General features: G+C 36.7%; 12 protein-coding genes. 10 read left to right on the top strand and 2 right to left on the bottom strand.

Annotated elements, in window-relative coordinates; translation table 11 throughout:
- Positions 1-102 precede the first annotated feature (102 nt).
- The 10 genes from A9G41_RS03605 to A9G41_RS03560 all read left to right on the top strand — a co-directional run bounded on the left by A9G41_RS03605 (position 103) and on the right by A9G41_RS03560 (position 12,703).
- On the top strand, positions 103-951 hold the full coding sequence (locus A9G41_RS03605) for a MucB/RseB C-terminal domain-containing protein (RefSeq protein WP_065582464.1): 849 nt from the start codon (positions 103-105) through the stop codon (positions 949-951).
- Positions 952-1,100: 149 nt separating this feature from the next.
- On the top strand, positions 1,101-2,897 hold the full coding sequence (gene lepA, locus A9G41_RS03600; protein WP_065566485.1) for a translation elongation factor 4: 1,797 nt from the start codon (positions 1,101-1,103) through the stop codon (positions 2,895-2,897).
- A 48-nt stretch (positions 2,898-2,945) separates the two neighbouring features.
- Positions 2,946-3,947: a signal peptidase I gene (lepB, locus tag A9G41_RS03595; protein ID WP_065582465.1), complete on the top strand. Its 1,002-nt coding sequence runs from the start codon at positions 2,946-2,948 to the stop codon at positions 3,945-3,947.
- Between the two features lie 2 nt (positions 3,948-3,949).
- Positions 3,950-4,627, top strand: coding sequence for a ribonuclease III (gene rnc, locus A9G41_RS03590; protein WP_442902718.1), 678 nt, complete (start codon positions 3,950-3,952; stop codon positions 4,625-4,627).
- Complete coding sequence (gene era / locus A9G41_RS03585) at positions 4,624-5,529, top strand: GTPase Era (RefSeq protein ID WP_065582467.1); 906 nt, start codon at positions 4,624-4,626, stop codon at positions 5,527-5,529. Before rnc ends, era begins: the two co-directional genes overlap by 4 nt.
- A 557-nt stretch (positions 5,530-6,086) precedes the next feature.
- A complete protein-coding gene (locus A9G41_RS03580) occupies positions 6,087-7,676 on the top strand; it encodes a hypothetical protein (protein ID WP_179854673.1) in 1,590 nt (529 codons plus the stop codon).
- Between the two features lie 517 nt (positions 7,677-8,193).
- Positions 8,194-9,786: a bifunctional phosphoribosylaminoimidazolecarboxamide formyltransferase/IMP cyclohydrolase gene (gene purH / locus A9G41_RS03575; RefSeq protein WP_065582469.1), complete on the top strand. Its 1,593-nt coding sequence runs from the start codon at positions 8,194-8,196 to the stop codon at positions 9,784-9,786.
- A 115-nt stretch (positions 9,787-9,901) separates the two neighbouring features.
- On the top strand, positions 9,902-11,200 hold the full coding sequence (gene purD, locus A9G41_RS03570) for a phosphoribosylamine--glycine ligase (protein WP_065582470.1): 1,299 nt from the start codon (positions 9,902-9,904) through the stop codon (positions 11,198-11,200).
- A gap of 189 nt (positions 11,201-11,389) precedes the next feature.
- Positions 11,390-12,145, top strand: a complete 756-nt coding sequence (locus tag A9G41_RS03565) for a PAAR domain-containing protein (protein WP_065582471.1) — start codon at positions 11,390-11,392, stop codon at positions 12,143-12,145.
- A gap of 15 nt (positions 12,146-12,160) precedes the next feature.
- A complete protein-coding gene (locus A9G41_RS03560) occupies positions 12,161-12,703 on the top strand; it encodes a DUF4225 domain-containing protein (protein ID WP_255307298.1) in 543 nt (180 codons plus the stop codon).
- A 1,330-nt stretch (positions 12,704-14,033) separates the two neighbouring features.
- Here the strand turns inward: A9G41_RS03560 and A9G41_RS03550 are convergent.
- The gene (locus A9G41_RS03550; RefSeq protein ID WP_176700447.1) at positions 14,034-14,663 is read right to left on the bottom strand and encodes a hypothetical protein; all 630 of its coding nucleotides are present in this window, start codon (positions 14,661-14,663) and stop codon (positions 14,034-14,036) included.
- A gap of 189 nt (positions 14,664-14,852) precedes the next feature.
- On the bottom strand, positions 14,853-15,100 hold a 248-nt coding region (locus A9G41_RS14195), incomplete at its 5' end, for a hypothetical protein (protein WP_065652808.1).

The following is a 15,100-nucleotide window of genomic DNA, read 5'->3' as shown; positions in this document are numbered from 1 at the left end:
CTAAAACAGAGCAGAAATATTATATTTGCTCTGTTTTTTGTGTTTTTTTCAGCGTCTATTTTTGCTCAGGATACCGACGATGCCCTAATACGCTTAAATAGAATGAATCATGCTGTAAAAACGCAAGATTACCGAATTTACTTTTTATCTCAAGATAAAAACCAATATGTAAGCACATTTGAATATAGCCATTTGGGCGCTACTAAAAAAGAAGATATTAATGCGTGTTTGCGTTATCTTGAAGGTCCTGATAAAGAGATCATTTTACATAAAGGCGTCACCAGTTATTTTCAGCCTGATAGCCCATCATTTTCTATTACAAGCTCACGTATTTTGGAAGCTTTTCCTGATGTGATCTATAACAATTTCGATGCGCTTAAAGACATTTATGATTTTATTGAATTAGGTCAAACTAGAACTGCTAACCGAAGCGTACAATTGGTAAAAGTTGTCGCTAAAGATAACGACCGTTATAGCTATGTGATTTGGATTGATGATGAAACCGATTTACCGATGAGAATTGATTTATTAGATCAAAATAATGATGTCATCAGCCAACTAAAAGTGGTTCAACTTGAGAAAGATTTTGATAAGAATGAACTGGCAAACTACATCAATAGCCGAACTTATCCGATTTTATTATCGATTGAAAAGCAAAAAGATGTGCTTGGCCAATGGCGATTAGCTTGGTTGCCTAAAGGGTTTAAAGAAATAGCCGCCTATAATTTGAATTTTTATAGCTCTGATATTGCCACTAAATTGTACTCAGATGGTGTATTTTCGTTTACGGTTAATGTATCTTCTGAGCAAGCTAAACAATCAAATCAAATCATCCAACAGGGTGGGCGGACTATTTATTCAACGAACTTTGGGCACAAAAATATTATCATCATTGGTAATTTGCCACAAACTACTGTTGAGCGTATTGCACAAAATATTATCCAGAAATAAAGACAAACTTCTCGATAACGCTATGCTTAGTAGTGATAAATGTGTAAAATGTTCCTCTTTCTGTCTATGTAATTATTAGCAATGCTGGTAATAACCAAAAGGCACTTTAGATAGTTAACCGTTAATAACCAAGATACTAATTTATTAATATGAATAAAAATATCCGCAATTTTTCAATCATTGCTCATATTGACCATGGTAAATCAACGCTTTCAGACCGCATCATTCAAATTTGTGGTGGGCTGTCAGATCGCGAAATGGAAGCCCAAGTGCTCGATTCTATGGATCTTGAGCGTGAGCGAGGGATCACCATTAAAGCACAAAGCGTAACGCTTGATTATCATGCTAAAAATGGCGAAACCTATCAGCTCAATTTTATTGACACGCCAGGCCATGTTGACTTTTCGTACGAAGTCTCTCGCTCGCTTGCTGCTTGTGAAGGGGCATTATTAGTTGTGGATGCTGGGCAAGGCGTAGAAGCACAAACACTAGCAAACTGCTATACCGCGTTAGATATGGATCTTGAAGTTGTACCCGTTCTTAATAAAATAGATTTACCCGCAGCCGAACCAGAACGTGTTGCGGCTGAAATCGAAGATATTGTTGGCATTGATGCAAGTAATGCGGTTCGCTGTTCGGCTAAAACAGGTGTTGGTGTTATTGATGTACTTGAGCAATTAGTTAGTGATATCCCCCCACCAGAAGGCGACTCTAATGCACCATTACAAGCACTTATTATCGATTCGTGGTTTGATAACTACTTAGGTGTAGTATCACTAATTCGCATTAAAAATGGTGAGTTAAACAAAGGCGATAAGATCAAAGTAATGAGTACTGGCATGACTTATAACGTGGACAGGCTAGGTATTTTTACTCCAAAACAAGTAGATACACAGCGCCTCAATTGTGGTGAAGTAGGTTGGGTTGTTTGTGCTATCAAAGATATATTAGGCGCTCCAGTGGGTGATACTCTGACTTTGGCAAAAGCACCTGCACAAACCCCATTACCAGGTTTTAAAAAGGTCAAACCACAAGTTTACGCAGGGTTATTTCCAACCAGTTCTGACGATTACGAAGCTTTCCGTGATGCGCTTGGAAAATTGAGCCTAAACGATGCTTCACTATTTTATGAGCCAGAAAATTCAGGCGCTTTAGGATTTGGATTCCGTTGTGGTTTTCTTGGCTTACTACATATGGAAATCATTCAAGAGCGTTTAGAGCGTGAATACAACCTCGATCTTATCACTACCGCGCCAACGGTTGTTTATGAAGTGCTAACCACATCGAACGAAACAATTTATGTTGATAGCCCAGCTAAATTACCGGCAGTAAATAACATCCAAGAATTACGCGAACCGATTGCTGAATGTAACATATTAGTACCACAAACTTATTTAGGAAACGTAATTACATTATGTGTTGAAAAGCGCGGCGTACAAACCAACATGGTTTATCATGGCAATCAGGTTGCTTTAACGTATGAAATCCCAATGACTGAAGTTGTATTAGACTTTTTTGATAAGTTAAAATCGACATCGCGCGGGTATGCCTCATTAGATTACAGTTTTAAACGATTCCAAGCTGCCGACATGGTAAGATTGGATGTATTAATTAACGGTGAACGCGTTGATGCATTAGCCTTAATCACCCATAAAGATAATGCACCATATCGAGGGCGAGAATTAGTTGAAAAAATGAAAGATCTTATTCCCCGTCAACTATTTGATATCGCCATTCAAGCAGCTATTGGTAATCATGTTATAGCACGATCAACCGTAAAACAATTACGTAAAAACGTATTAGCCAAATGTTACGGTGGCGACGTAAGCCGTAAAAAGAAACTTCTACAGAAGCAAAAAGAAGGTAAAAAGCGAATGAAACAAGTAGGTAATGTGGAATTACCGCAAGAAGCATTTTTAGCGATTTTGCATGTAGGGAAAGATTAACCAATTAAAGACAAATCGATAAAAAGATTTATTTAAAGAGGGAAAAAAATGGCTGGAACATTTGCCATCATATTAACATTAGCGACACTTATTACAGGTATTTTTTGGTTTTTAGAAAAATTCAAATGGAAACCAGCAAGACAACGCAAAGTTGAAGAAATCCGCACACAAAGCGATGGTGAAGTCGATGGAAAAGTCCTTGCTCAAGTTGGCAAGCCTAAAGGCTGGGTTGAAAACTTATCATCATTTTTCCCAGTTTTGTTTGTGGTGTTTGTTATTCGCTCATTTATATATGAGCCGTTTCAAATTCCATCTGGCTCAATGATGCAAACGTTATTAATTGGCGATTTTATTGCTGTTGAAAAATATGCATACGGCATGCGTGATCCTATTACCAATACTGTTATCATCCCTACAGGAAAACCTAAACGTGGTGATGTGGCTGTATTTAAGCACCCTGATATTCCAAGCATGGATCTGATTAAACGGGTTGTTGGTATGCCTGGCGATAAAATCGTGTATCAGGTTAAAGAAAAGCAAGTTCTAATCTACCCGGCCTGCCAACCAACCGATATAAATTGCCAAGGCCAACAATTGCAACCACTTGATTTGCATTACAGCGAACCTAAGCTAAGCAATTGGAAAGAAGTTCACGAACAGTTGAAACCAAACCCTAGTTTTTATACTGAAGAACAATATGCTGATAAAGGTATTGTCGACTCTGAATCTATTGTGACATTGAATATGAAAATTCAACAAGAGACCTTAGGCGACAGAGCACACGAAATCTTAATCACACAAGGTTCACAAGAAAACCCAAGATATTATTATCACCAAGATGGTCAACCTGATGCTACTTGGATCGTACCACCAGGTCATTATTTTATGATGGGCGACAATCGTGATAACAGCGGCGACAGTCGATATTTCGGTTTTGTGCCTGAAGCTAACTTTGTTGGTAAAGCAACAGCAATTTGGATCAGCTTTGAAAAACAACCAAACGAATGGCCTACGGGTATCCGCTTTAATCGTATTGGTGGCATACATTAATCATTATGAAAACATTTACTGAAATTCAACAATCTATCGGCTATCAGTTTCAGGATCTCTCTTTACTTGAATTAGCACTTACTCACCGAAGTGCTAATAAACTGCATAACGAACGTTTAGAGTTTTTAGGCGATTCTATTTTAAGTTTCGTCATTGCTGATGAACTCTATCATCGCTTTGTCAAACAAGATGAAGGTGATCTAAGCCAAATGCGAGCAACCTTGGTTTGTGGGCAAACACTTGCCGAAATTGGAAAAGATTTCAAGTTGGGCGATCACCTTATTTTGGGGCAAGGTGAATTAAAAAGTGGAGGGTTTCGTCGCGAATCCATTATTTCTGACGCTGTCGAAGCTATTATTGGAGCCATTTACTTAGATAGCGACATCGAAACAATACGCCTGTTAATCTTATCATGGTATCAAACGCGATTAAGCCAAATCCAACCTGGCATTAAACAAAAAGATGCCAAAACAAGATTACAAGAATATTTACAAGGAACTCATCGCCCTCGTCCGTGTTATTTAATTCTTGAAGTCACAGGTGATAATCATGAACAAGAGTTCTTAATTCAATGTAAAATTGACGACGATAGCCACGAGTATTTGGGGCGGGGCTTAAGTCGCCGAAAAGCAGAACAAGCTGCCGCACAAGAAGCTCTCAACCAATTAGGTATAAAATGATAGAAACAACACAACATTGCGGGTTTGTCGCCATTGTCGGGCGACCAAATGTAGGTAAATCAACGCTATTAAACCAGTTGCTTGGACAAAAAGTTTCGATTACATCACGTAAAGCGCAAACGACCCGCCACCGCATTATCGGTATCGACACACAAAATAACGATCAAATTATCTATATTGATACACCAGGACTTCATATTGAAGAAAAAAGGGCGATTAACCGCTTAATGAACCGAGCGGCAAGTAGCTCAATTGGTGATGTTGAGCTTGTTATTTTTGTGGTTGAAGGGACACATTGGAATGATGATGATGAAATGGTCGCTAACAAGTTAAAAGACTGCAAAAGCCCTATATTGCTAGTGATTAATAAAATTGACAACGTTAGTGACAAAACACAATTATTACCACATATACAAACGATCAGCCAAAAAGCAAATTTCATTGATGTTGTACCAATTAGCGCTGAAAAAGGCGAATGTATTGATATTATAAAAGATATCGTCAAAAAACATTTACCAGAAGGTGAACACCATTTTCCTGAAGATTACATAACCGACCGCTCGCAACGCTTTATGGCATCAGAAATCATCCGTGAAAAGCTCATGCGCTTTTTAGGTGATGAATTACCTTATTCGGTAACGGTTGAGATTGAACAATTCAAAGTGGATGAACGCAACGGAATGTACCGAATTAACGGATTGATTTTAGTTGAACGCGATGGGCAAAAGAAAATGGTCATCGGCAATAAAGGCGAAAAAATCAAAAAAATAGGCATCGAAGCCCGCAAAGATATGCAATCCTTTTTTGACAACAAAGTCCATTTAGAACTTTGGGTAAAAGTTAAAGCGGGATGGGCTGATGATGAGCGAGCTTTACGAAGCTTAGGCTATAGTGATGATTAAAAATTTTAAGCGATTTTTTGTAACAAATTAGGTATAAAGATACCTAACTTTCTTTAACCGCCTAATAAAATTAAAGTTTTACTAGGTGGTTTTTATAGAAAAATACGTTCATTGTTTATAGTTGAAACAGGTTGTTTTGTCTTATTCAATGACAGAGTATACCAGCAAAAACAAAATTTAATTTTATACTGAAACGCTATTCATTTTACAAAAATTATTGGATTTAACTTAAAAAGATAAATAAAAATAAAATCAATGATCTTGCTGAATGATTTTTAAGGTTGAATGGGGTTATTTGAATTTTATGTCATTTCTGGCGTTATCATTTATAATTATTTTTATCACTAAAACTTTAAATACTTTAAATACTTGAAATAAAGCCTGCCTGAAAAAGTAAACTATCATTCTTTCTTTACATTTCTTTACAAAAAAACATCCAAAAGACTGGCTAAACTTTTTTTAAGTGGTTATACTTTCGTCAATTTTTTAAGATCAATTAATAATCAAAAAACATAGAAAAGCGAAATAAAACAAAAGTTACTTGACGGGAGAACGTAATGCAGTACCATTCTATTTGTCTGGCATTAGCCGGTCTATCTCTTAAATCATTCAAGTTATCACATCACATATTCCGTAAGAATAATTTTACATTTAGCCGATTTGCGACTTGTTTCTTCAAAGTAATGCACGAAGAAACTTCAAATGGAGCCAAAAGCCCCACAATACTTAATGTTAAATTATCACCGCCGTTTAAATCACCGTTGATATTAAAATCATCCTCATCAAAAACAAGATTGATATTATTGCCACTGTTGCTTTGTTCGTTTGGTTCGCAGGCATTATCGGCGCAGACCTCGGAGGTTATTCAAGGTAGTGCACCGTATTTAACCTTTGATAATGTGGGAACGAGAAGCTCAACGGCAGAGGGGTTATTAAGCATTAAGTTATCGGATGATTCGGTTATTACTCCACAAACTAATTATTCAAGGAAAACAAACCCAATTGTTTTGCCGCAAGAGGAGGAACGTTTTACAGATATTAGTATGTTTGTTCCACCGAATGTGAATTCAATAGACATAAATTCATTAATCGGTCCTAATAATTATTGGCGCGATGATGATGGTGATGGGCAGGGGGCTAATGGGATTAGAGCTACGGGCATTTTATCAGTCAATATTACGGATAAAGATGACAATCCCGTGAATCGCAATGAAAAATTATTACCATGTAATGCCCCCTATAAAGTTGTATTAAGTAGCACAAATGGCGTTTTAAGTACAGAGTATGGTATTCCAAATAATAGTCCATTTGGTAGTAGTAAGGTAACATATTATATCAATCCTAAAGCATCACCTGTTGTTTGTTTCGCAAGGCCAAATCTTCAATGGGGTAATGACGACTATGCAGGTCCATCACACATATGGAATAAAGATAAAGGATTTTTAGTTCAATCAACGTATGGGAAGAATTTTCCGACAACGGGCGCTGATAAAATGTATTTTTATTTAGAAATAGGCGGAATTGACCCTCGTGAATTAACTTGGCCAACGGTAACGGGTGATGGTATAGAGGTCAGCATGACAATAGAGCCACGTCGTCGGCCATTATTAGGTAGTGGTTTTTTTGAAGCTGATGGATTAAAAGTTACACTAATAGGGCCATCGGCAAATGGTAGCCGCAATTTAAGCCAACTTGCTAAACCTGCATTGCCCCAGACCTTTGAGATAGTGGGTTATGATAGAAATGGTGCTAAGGTAATTAAATACGGTTTTGTGTTGAAAAAATGGTTTGTCAATAGTGGTGATGTAATTGATGAATATTCTAACCTCTTAGCATGGTGTAGTGCGATAGGATATCGTATGCCAAGAGTAGAAGAGCTGACCAATGCGAATTGTGGAAGCAGTTCCCCATGCATAAAAGGTGCTTCACCAATATCATTAAAAAACAATTATGCCCGCAATATAGGTGCCGGCTTATTTACGGAGTGGGGCAAGATGAACGATTATTCTGGAGCAGGTTTTATCAGTAGGGTTAGCTACTGGACTAGTGATGCAGTTGGAGCTACTCAGTTTTCTGTCGGCCCATCTGGCGGCACTATAATCCAGGGCTCTGTTTATAACCCCCGTTATGCCGTTTGTACCTATTAACTTTTAGTTCTTCATTCTTATTGTGTATAGGGATGATGGAGCTAACTAAGGTAAAGTGGTTAAAGAACAAGGCTTAGGACAAGGCGAGACCTGCAAAGGGGACTAGAGTTAAGCGTTTTTACAATGAACAAGTAAAGGCGCTTTTTTTATGGAAAGGTTGATAACGATATTTTAATTAGGGGATATTTTTGAGAATAAAAAATTCTATAAAATTAAAAGTTTTCCTAGGCTATTTTTATAGGATAAAATGGGTTTATTTTAAGAAATATTGTAGTTCTGAACGTTATCATCAATAGTTATTTTATTGCTAAAACTTAACATGCCTAAAATGACGGTCAGCTAAAAAACTCATTTTTATACTAAATACGAACCTGCCAGCAAGTTTTGCTATCAAAATCCAAATTTATTATTCAATGGTTTTGAGCTTTTTAATCAGTTTGGGCTAAACATCTAGGTATAATTTATATATAATATCAATTCAATAACTTGGATTTAGATATCAATTTCGGAGCCTCTTATGCAGCAGTTTCGTCCTATTCGCCGTGCTTTACTTAGTGTGTCCGACAAAACGGGTATTTTAGCGTTTGCTAAAGCTTTATCAGAACGAAATGTGGAACTGCTTTCAACTGGGGGAACAGCAAAATTATTAATCAAAAACCAAATACCAGTAACCGAAGTTTCTGACTATACAAAATTTCCAGAAATGATGGATGGACGAGTTAAAACGCTACATCCCAAAATACATGGAGCAATTTTAGGACGTAGAGGTATTGATGATAAAGTTATGCAGCAACACCAGATCGAACCTATCGATATGGTGGTTGTTAATCTTTACCCATTTGCACAAACTGTTGCTAATCCACATTGCACATTGGATGATGCTGTTGAAAATATTGATATTGGTGGACCGACAATGGTTCGATCTGCCGCAAAAAATCATAAAGATGTCGCCATTGTAGTTGATAGTTGCGATTATACCAATATTATCAATATGATGGATGAGAATCACAATTCCCTTTCTTTTGAATATCGTTTTAATCTTGCTATTAAAGCTTTTGAGCATACAGCAAAATATGATGGTATGATTGCCAACTATTTTGGGAAATTAGTGCCGCCTTATATGGGGCAGACAAATGAGCCAGCGGGCGAGTTTCCTAGAACGTTAAATTTGCAATTCATTAAAAAACAAAATATGCGGTACGGCGAAAACGCCCACCAGCAAGCGGCTTTTTATGTTGAAGAAAATGTTAAAGAAGCATCAATTGCAACTGCAAAACAACTGCAAGGGAAAGCACTTTCTTATAATAATATTGCTGATACCGATGCTGCGCTTGAATGTGTGAAGTCGTTTGATGAACCTGCTTGTGTGATTGTAAAACATGCCAATCCTTGTGGTGTAGCAGTCAGTGATAATATTTTGCACGCTTATGAAAACGCTTTTAAAACCGATCCAACATCGGCTTTTGGTGGCATTATTGCTTTTAATCGTCAACTCGACGCTGATACTGCAAAAGCCATTGCCGATAAACAATTTGTAGAAGTCATTATTGCACCATCCGTTACTCAAGAAGCACTTGCAATTATCCAAGCTAAAAAAAATGTACGCGTACTTGAATGTGGTGAGTGGACAACATCATCGCCTGCTAGTTTAGATTTTAAACGTGTTAATGGTGGGCTTCTAGTTCAAGAACGTGATTTAGGCACAATAGACGAATATCAATTAACGGTTGTCACTAAGCGTAAACCAACAAAAAAAGAGCTTTCAGATGCACTATTTTGCTGGAAAGTGGCTAAATTTGTTAAATCCAATGCCATTGTTTATGCAAAAGATAAAATGACAATAGGTATTGGCGCAGGTCAAATGAGCCGCGTTTATTCAGCCAAAATTGCTGGAATTAAAGCGCAAGATGAGAATCTAAATGTTGCTGGTTGTGTTGTGGCTTCGGATGCCTTTTTCCCATTTAGGGATGGAGTCGACGCTGCGGCTGCCGCAGGTGTAACTTGTGTGATTCAACCAGGCGGCTCTATTCGTGATGACGAAGTCATACAAGCGGCAGATGAACACAATATTGCGATGATGTTTACTCATATGCGCCATTTTAGACATTAATTGTTAGTAAAATGAGTGGGCATTAACTCACTCAAAATAAATTACTACACTGGGTTTTGTAAAACATAAAAATTTACAATCCTTTTTTCAGATTTTAGTATTCAAAGGATCTTTTATGAAAGTTTTAGTCATAGGTAATGGTGGGCGTGAACACGCACTTGCTTGGAAAGTCGCACAATCACCATTAGTATCAAAAGTCTTTGTCGCTCCTGGCAATGCAGGTACTGCACTTGAACCTAGTTTAGAAAATATTAATATTAAAGCAACTGATGTTGGCGGTTTGCTCAATTTTGCGCAACAAGAACAAATAGATTTAACAATTGTTGGTCCTGAAGCGCCACTCGTTATTGGTGTTGTTGATAGTTTTCAAAAAGCAGGATTAAAAATATTTGGTCCATCAAAATCCGCCGCGCAATTAGAAGGATCTAAAGCATTCACTAAAGATTTTTTAGCTCGACATAATATTCCAACAGCCGAATATCAAAACTTTACAGAAATTGACACCGCTATTGCTTATATACGTCAGAAAGGCGCTCCAATTGTGATTAAAGCCGATGGGCTTGCTGCGGGTAAAGGTGTTATTGTAGCAATGACACTCAAAGAGGCCGAAGATGCCGTGTGCGATATGTTAGCGGGTAATGCCTTTGGGGATGCTGGTCATCGAGTGGTTATTGAAGAGTTTCTAGAGGGCGAAGAGGCGAGCTTTATTGTCATGGTTGATGGCAAAAATGTTGAGCCAATGGCAACAAGCCAAGATCATAAACGTGTTGGCGATGGCGATACGGGCTTAAATACTGGTGGTATGGGCGCTTATTCCCCAGCGCCAGTGGTTACTGATGCCGTTTTTCAACGAATTATGGATGAAATTATTTACCCAACCGTTAATGGCATGGCACAAGAAGGGAATGTCTATGTTGGCTTTTTATATGCTGGTTTAATGATTGATAAAGAAGGCAACCCAAAAGTTATTGAGTTTAATTGCCGATTAGGCGATCCTGAAACACAACCCATTATGATGCGATTGCAGTCAGATCTAGTGAAACTTTGTGTAGCGGCCATTGATGGTAAGCTTGATACCGTCAAATCCAAATGGGATTCAAGATCAGCCTTAGGTGTAGTGCTAGCTGCAGGCGGTTATCCAGGCGAATATAATACGCAAGATGTGATTCTTGGACTCCCCACAGAGGCAACCGATAATTGCAAAATTTTCCATGCGGGAACCAGTTTAGAAAAAGGTCGAGTATATACCAATGGTGGGCGAGTACTGTGTGTTACTGCCTTGGGCAATACCGTACTTGAAGCGCAGCAACGAGCGTATGAGCAAATAAAAGATATTTACTGGCATGGCTGTTTTTATCGTAAAGACATTGGTTATCGTGCGATTGAGCGAGAACAACGCAGTCATAAACCATAATTTTTTAAAGTTACGCCATTGTAGCTTTTAATGACGTTGTAATAGGTATGAACGAAAAATTATCACAACAGCAATCAGTTTTTTATTCAATTTTTTTAAATTAGAAAACGATATCTAATAGTAAGCTTAATTTTATATAGATTATATTGATAATATTTTAACGATTAAATTTGTTTAGTAGAAAAAGGGATGAATAAATTATTAGCCATGTTGGGCGATGATACGACAACGGGTGGTAAAGTAATTTCTGCATCAAATAGTGGTTTTTCTCAAGGTCAAGGTATCGCATGCTTAGGCGATTACGCAAGTTGTCCTAAATGTACAAAAGGATATGGTTCCATTATTGAAGGAACATATGATTGTATTGTAGATGGTAAACCGGCTGCCTATGATGGTTGCATTGTGGCTTGCGGATGCCCAATAGGAAATAATCGAATTATCACAACTAAAAGCTTTGCTTATGTGAATGTTGTAAGCTCTTCATCAGCAAAGAGCGCAAGTTTTAAAATACCTAGCCCTTCAGAAACGTTATTACCTATCTTTCAAAACCTAATGTATACGCAAAGTGACTCATCACTTGAAATGAGTGATGACACCTCAAAAATTCGATTGGACGCCAAACGCTTAATGGACTGCGCCCACGAAGTATGTGAAAAACACCTTTATTATAACGAAATAAAACAAGCTTTTATTGATGATGTTGATACATATGCCATGAATATTTTCAATAAAGTTGAAAGTGGTGAAATGAGTTATGAGGAAGGCGCAAAGAAAATAAAGACTGAAGAAAATAATTTATGGGAACAAAGTCTTGTATGGGTGAAAAACGGTTTGTTTATTTTCGGTAGTGCGGGAATGAGTACAGGTGGGTTTGCACTTTGTTCCGTGGGTTGGACATGTTTTATTGGAGCCCCCATGATAGCGCATGGAGTAAATGGAATATAGGAAGGAACCGCTGGAATTGTTAATGGTGCTATTAACGAAATTGAAGGTGGCAACAGAAGTATGGAAGTTGATGGACCTTTAAGAAGTGGATATAAATATGCAGCCGAGGCTTTAGGTTTCGATTCTTCAATTGGCGATATAGCTTATGATAGTTTAGATTTAACGATGTCAGTAGGAAATCTCTTTAAATTAGTGCCGAAAAAATTTAATAAATTGGGTGATCCGACATTTAAACTCTTTAGATATGGCCGCAGTGATTTAGAAAGTGCTTATAAACAAATGAGTAAAAAATTATTAGCTCTGGAAGCAATGATTGATGTAAAGGCTTTATATGATTTATCTAAAAAATTAATAAACGCTTTTATACTTAATAAAGATACCAAACAAGTAAGTATGGTTGTTAAAGAGCCTGAAACAATTATTAATGTTAGACAAATTGTTGAGAACTGTTCATTGATAATCACAATAGGTAATGACGATGCACCCGATTATTATAGCTGTGAAAGCAGTGATGGTTCAACATATCGAAAAGATAGAGATGGTAATATTATAAAATAAGGTCGATGTGCATGAGTATTTTAGTCTGTATAAGTTATTATTTTTTATCTATCGTTGGATTCTTTATTCGGTACTATTTTTCGGGATATATTGCAACGGACTATGCTAATGATAAAACGTTAAATCGTAAACGACGTTGGGCTATTTTTTATTTTTATTTTATTTTTTTATATAGCTTATTAATGATGAGTCAGCCTGGAGAAGGCTTTTTTTCAAATATTATTTTTTTCTGGTTGGCTGTTTTTATTTTTATATTGTATGTATTTTTTATTAGCTTTCTTGAAACACCACGTAGATACATAAAAAGGAAAAAATGGAAATAACAAAATTATGGTTATATTAGTTTATTGTTTATTTCCATTCATAATTAGCATTTATCATATTAATGACACGTCAAAACATGATGGAAAATAATAAAAACTACATTGTTTGATTTGAATAAACAGAATAAGCAAAATAAATGTAAGAAAACTAATTAATGTTGTTATCGTATCTGGTACTGCCAGTTAGTCGTCAGTTGAACGTGAGGGTATCAGATTATTATGCTTGGCTAAAATGCGAGCTTAAATTAATGGAAGTTGTTTGATAATATCAAAGCGCTTTATTGGCAGCATAAAGCCCGTTTAGGTGCAACAAGCTTAGTACATGATATCAGAGTCAACGGCTATGATATATCAGAGAGAAAGGTTAGCTGGGCATGATAAAAATCAGTCAGAAAAACCATTGATTTTATTGAAGTTTTTATTTTATAAAATGATGAAAAATAATAACATTACTCCTTTTGTTACAAGCCTATTTCATGATTGTTGTCCAATGCATTAAATCGTTGGTTATACCTTTAGATAATGATTAATTTGCTCGAAAAGTAATTGGACAGCAAACAAGTTCGCATATTGATAGGCATTTAGTTTGTAACACACTTAAAATGTCTTATTCTGTCGTCAATTTCTTAAAGGGATATTACTACCTAGTGCTTGATAAAGCCAATGTTGCAGTATGAATTTTAAATGGTTAGTGTTACAACATAGGTTGAGATAAAGTATGAGCTGAGCTGGCAATTGTTGGAATAATGCTGTTACTGAAAGTTTTTTCCATACGTTTAAAAAATAACATGATTCATGATGTGGATGACAAAATACGGGGTAAACCAATAAAGCGCTATTTGAATATATTGAGATCTACTTCACACAAGTTCGCCGACAGTCAGCTCATGGTTGGATATCGCCTGAGCAGTATAAAAAGCCGTATTACTTTAATAACGCCTCTATAGAGGCGAGTATTGTCTAAGATTTTGGTGAGGATCAAATTTCGTTTTCTTTTGATTATCTGTTTAACGAAGCGGCCCTGGTAGGTGGCGTGTCAGGGGACGCAATTTTTCTCTGTCATCCCATAAACCAGGAAATACTTCAAACTTCAGATCATCACGGTTAATACCTGTATCAAAATAGCGACAGAGGCGGTCTCGTAAATCCACATCACCCCACATATTAGTCAGTTCATATTGTTCAATAAGCTTACGATCCTGTGGAAGCGTTAAATCTTCTTTGATAATTGGTGCTCTAGTTGTACTTAAAATGCCATTAGCATCAGGAACAAGATCTATTAATTTTCCTCCTAAAAAATGAAAATTAAATTTGTCACCTTTGTAATGATCTCCATCCAAAATAGTATAGGCATCAATCCAATATCTTTCGCTAGGCTTTGAACTGGGTATTACTGTAGTGGATTTTATTTTCCCTTGAATTAACGACTTATTAATCACATTCCCAACAAAAACGCTGAACAAGGGTTCTATTTTATTTAAATCTAAATTCTGCCATGCACCATCTGAATTGAAAATATCATAAAAGCGCATTTCAGGGCTGGTTAGCATCTGTCCAATTGTGTATAAATTATCACGTAATTGGATATTGACTAGATCATTTTTCTTCCAAACAACACGTTTAGCCATAATTAGCATCGACCTCTTTTTTTAGGAACACGCTTTCGATCCCGCTAATAGGTTGGGGTATCATCGTATAGCAGAATTTCCCAGTATCTTTGATGGCAATCGCTTCAATTCTGTTGGTGCAATCATAACAGTAGTCGGTCTATCCCTGTTTGTTGTGTTTTTCGCCTACTAGCAGATCGGGGGAAAATGATTAATTCATTAATTGTAGACACCAATCTCTTCCGCTTTGGCAATTAACTCATCTTGCAATGAACCTTGTATTTCATCTCCATCATACTCAAGAATGAAATCACCACTAATATTAGGAGGAAAACATGAACCATCTATGGTGCCAAAAATTGTTGACATTGTATCTATCATTACTATACGCAGAAAATTAAAAATCTTTTCTTGGTCTTTATCTGATAGCTTTGCGATAATACTTCTTGCTCTTGCATAAGGATCAT

Source organism: Gilliamella sp. Nev5-1, from assembly GCF_001690895.1.
GTDB classification, from domain to species: Bacteria; Pseudomonadota; Gammaproteobacteria; order Enterobacterales; family Orbaceae; genus Gilliamella; species Gilliamella apicola_C.
Note: the sequence above shows the minus strand (reverse complement) of the source record. Positions and strands in the feature narration are given on the sequence as shown.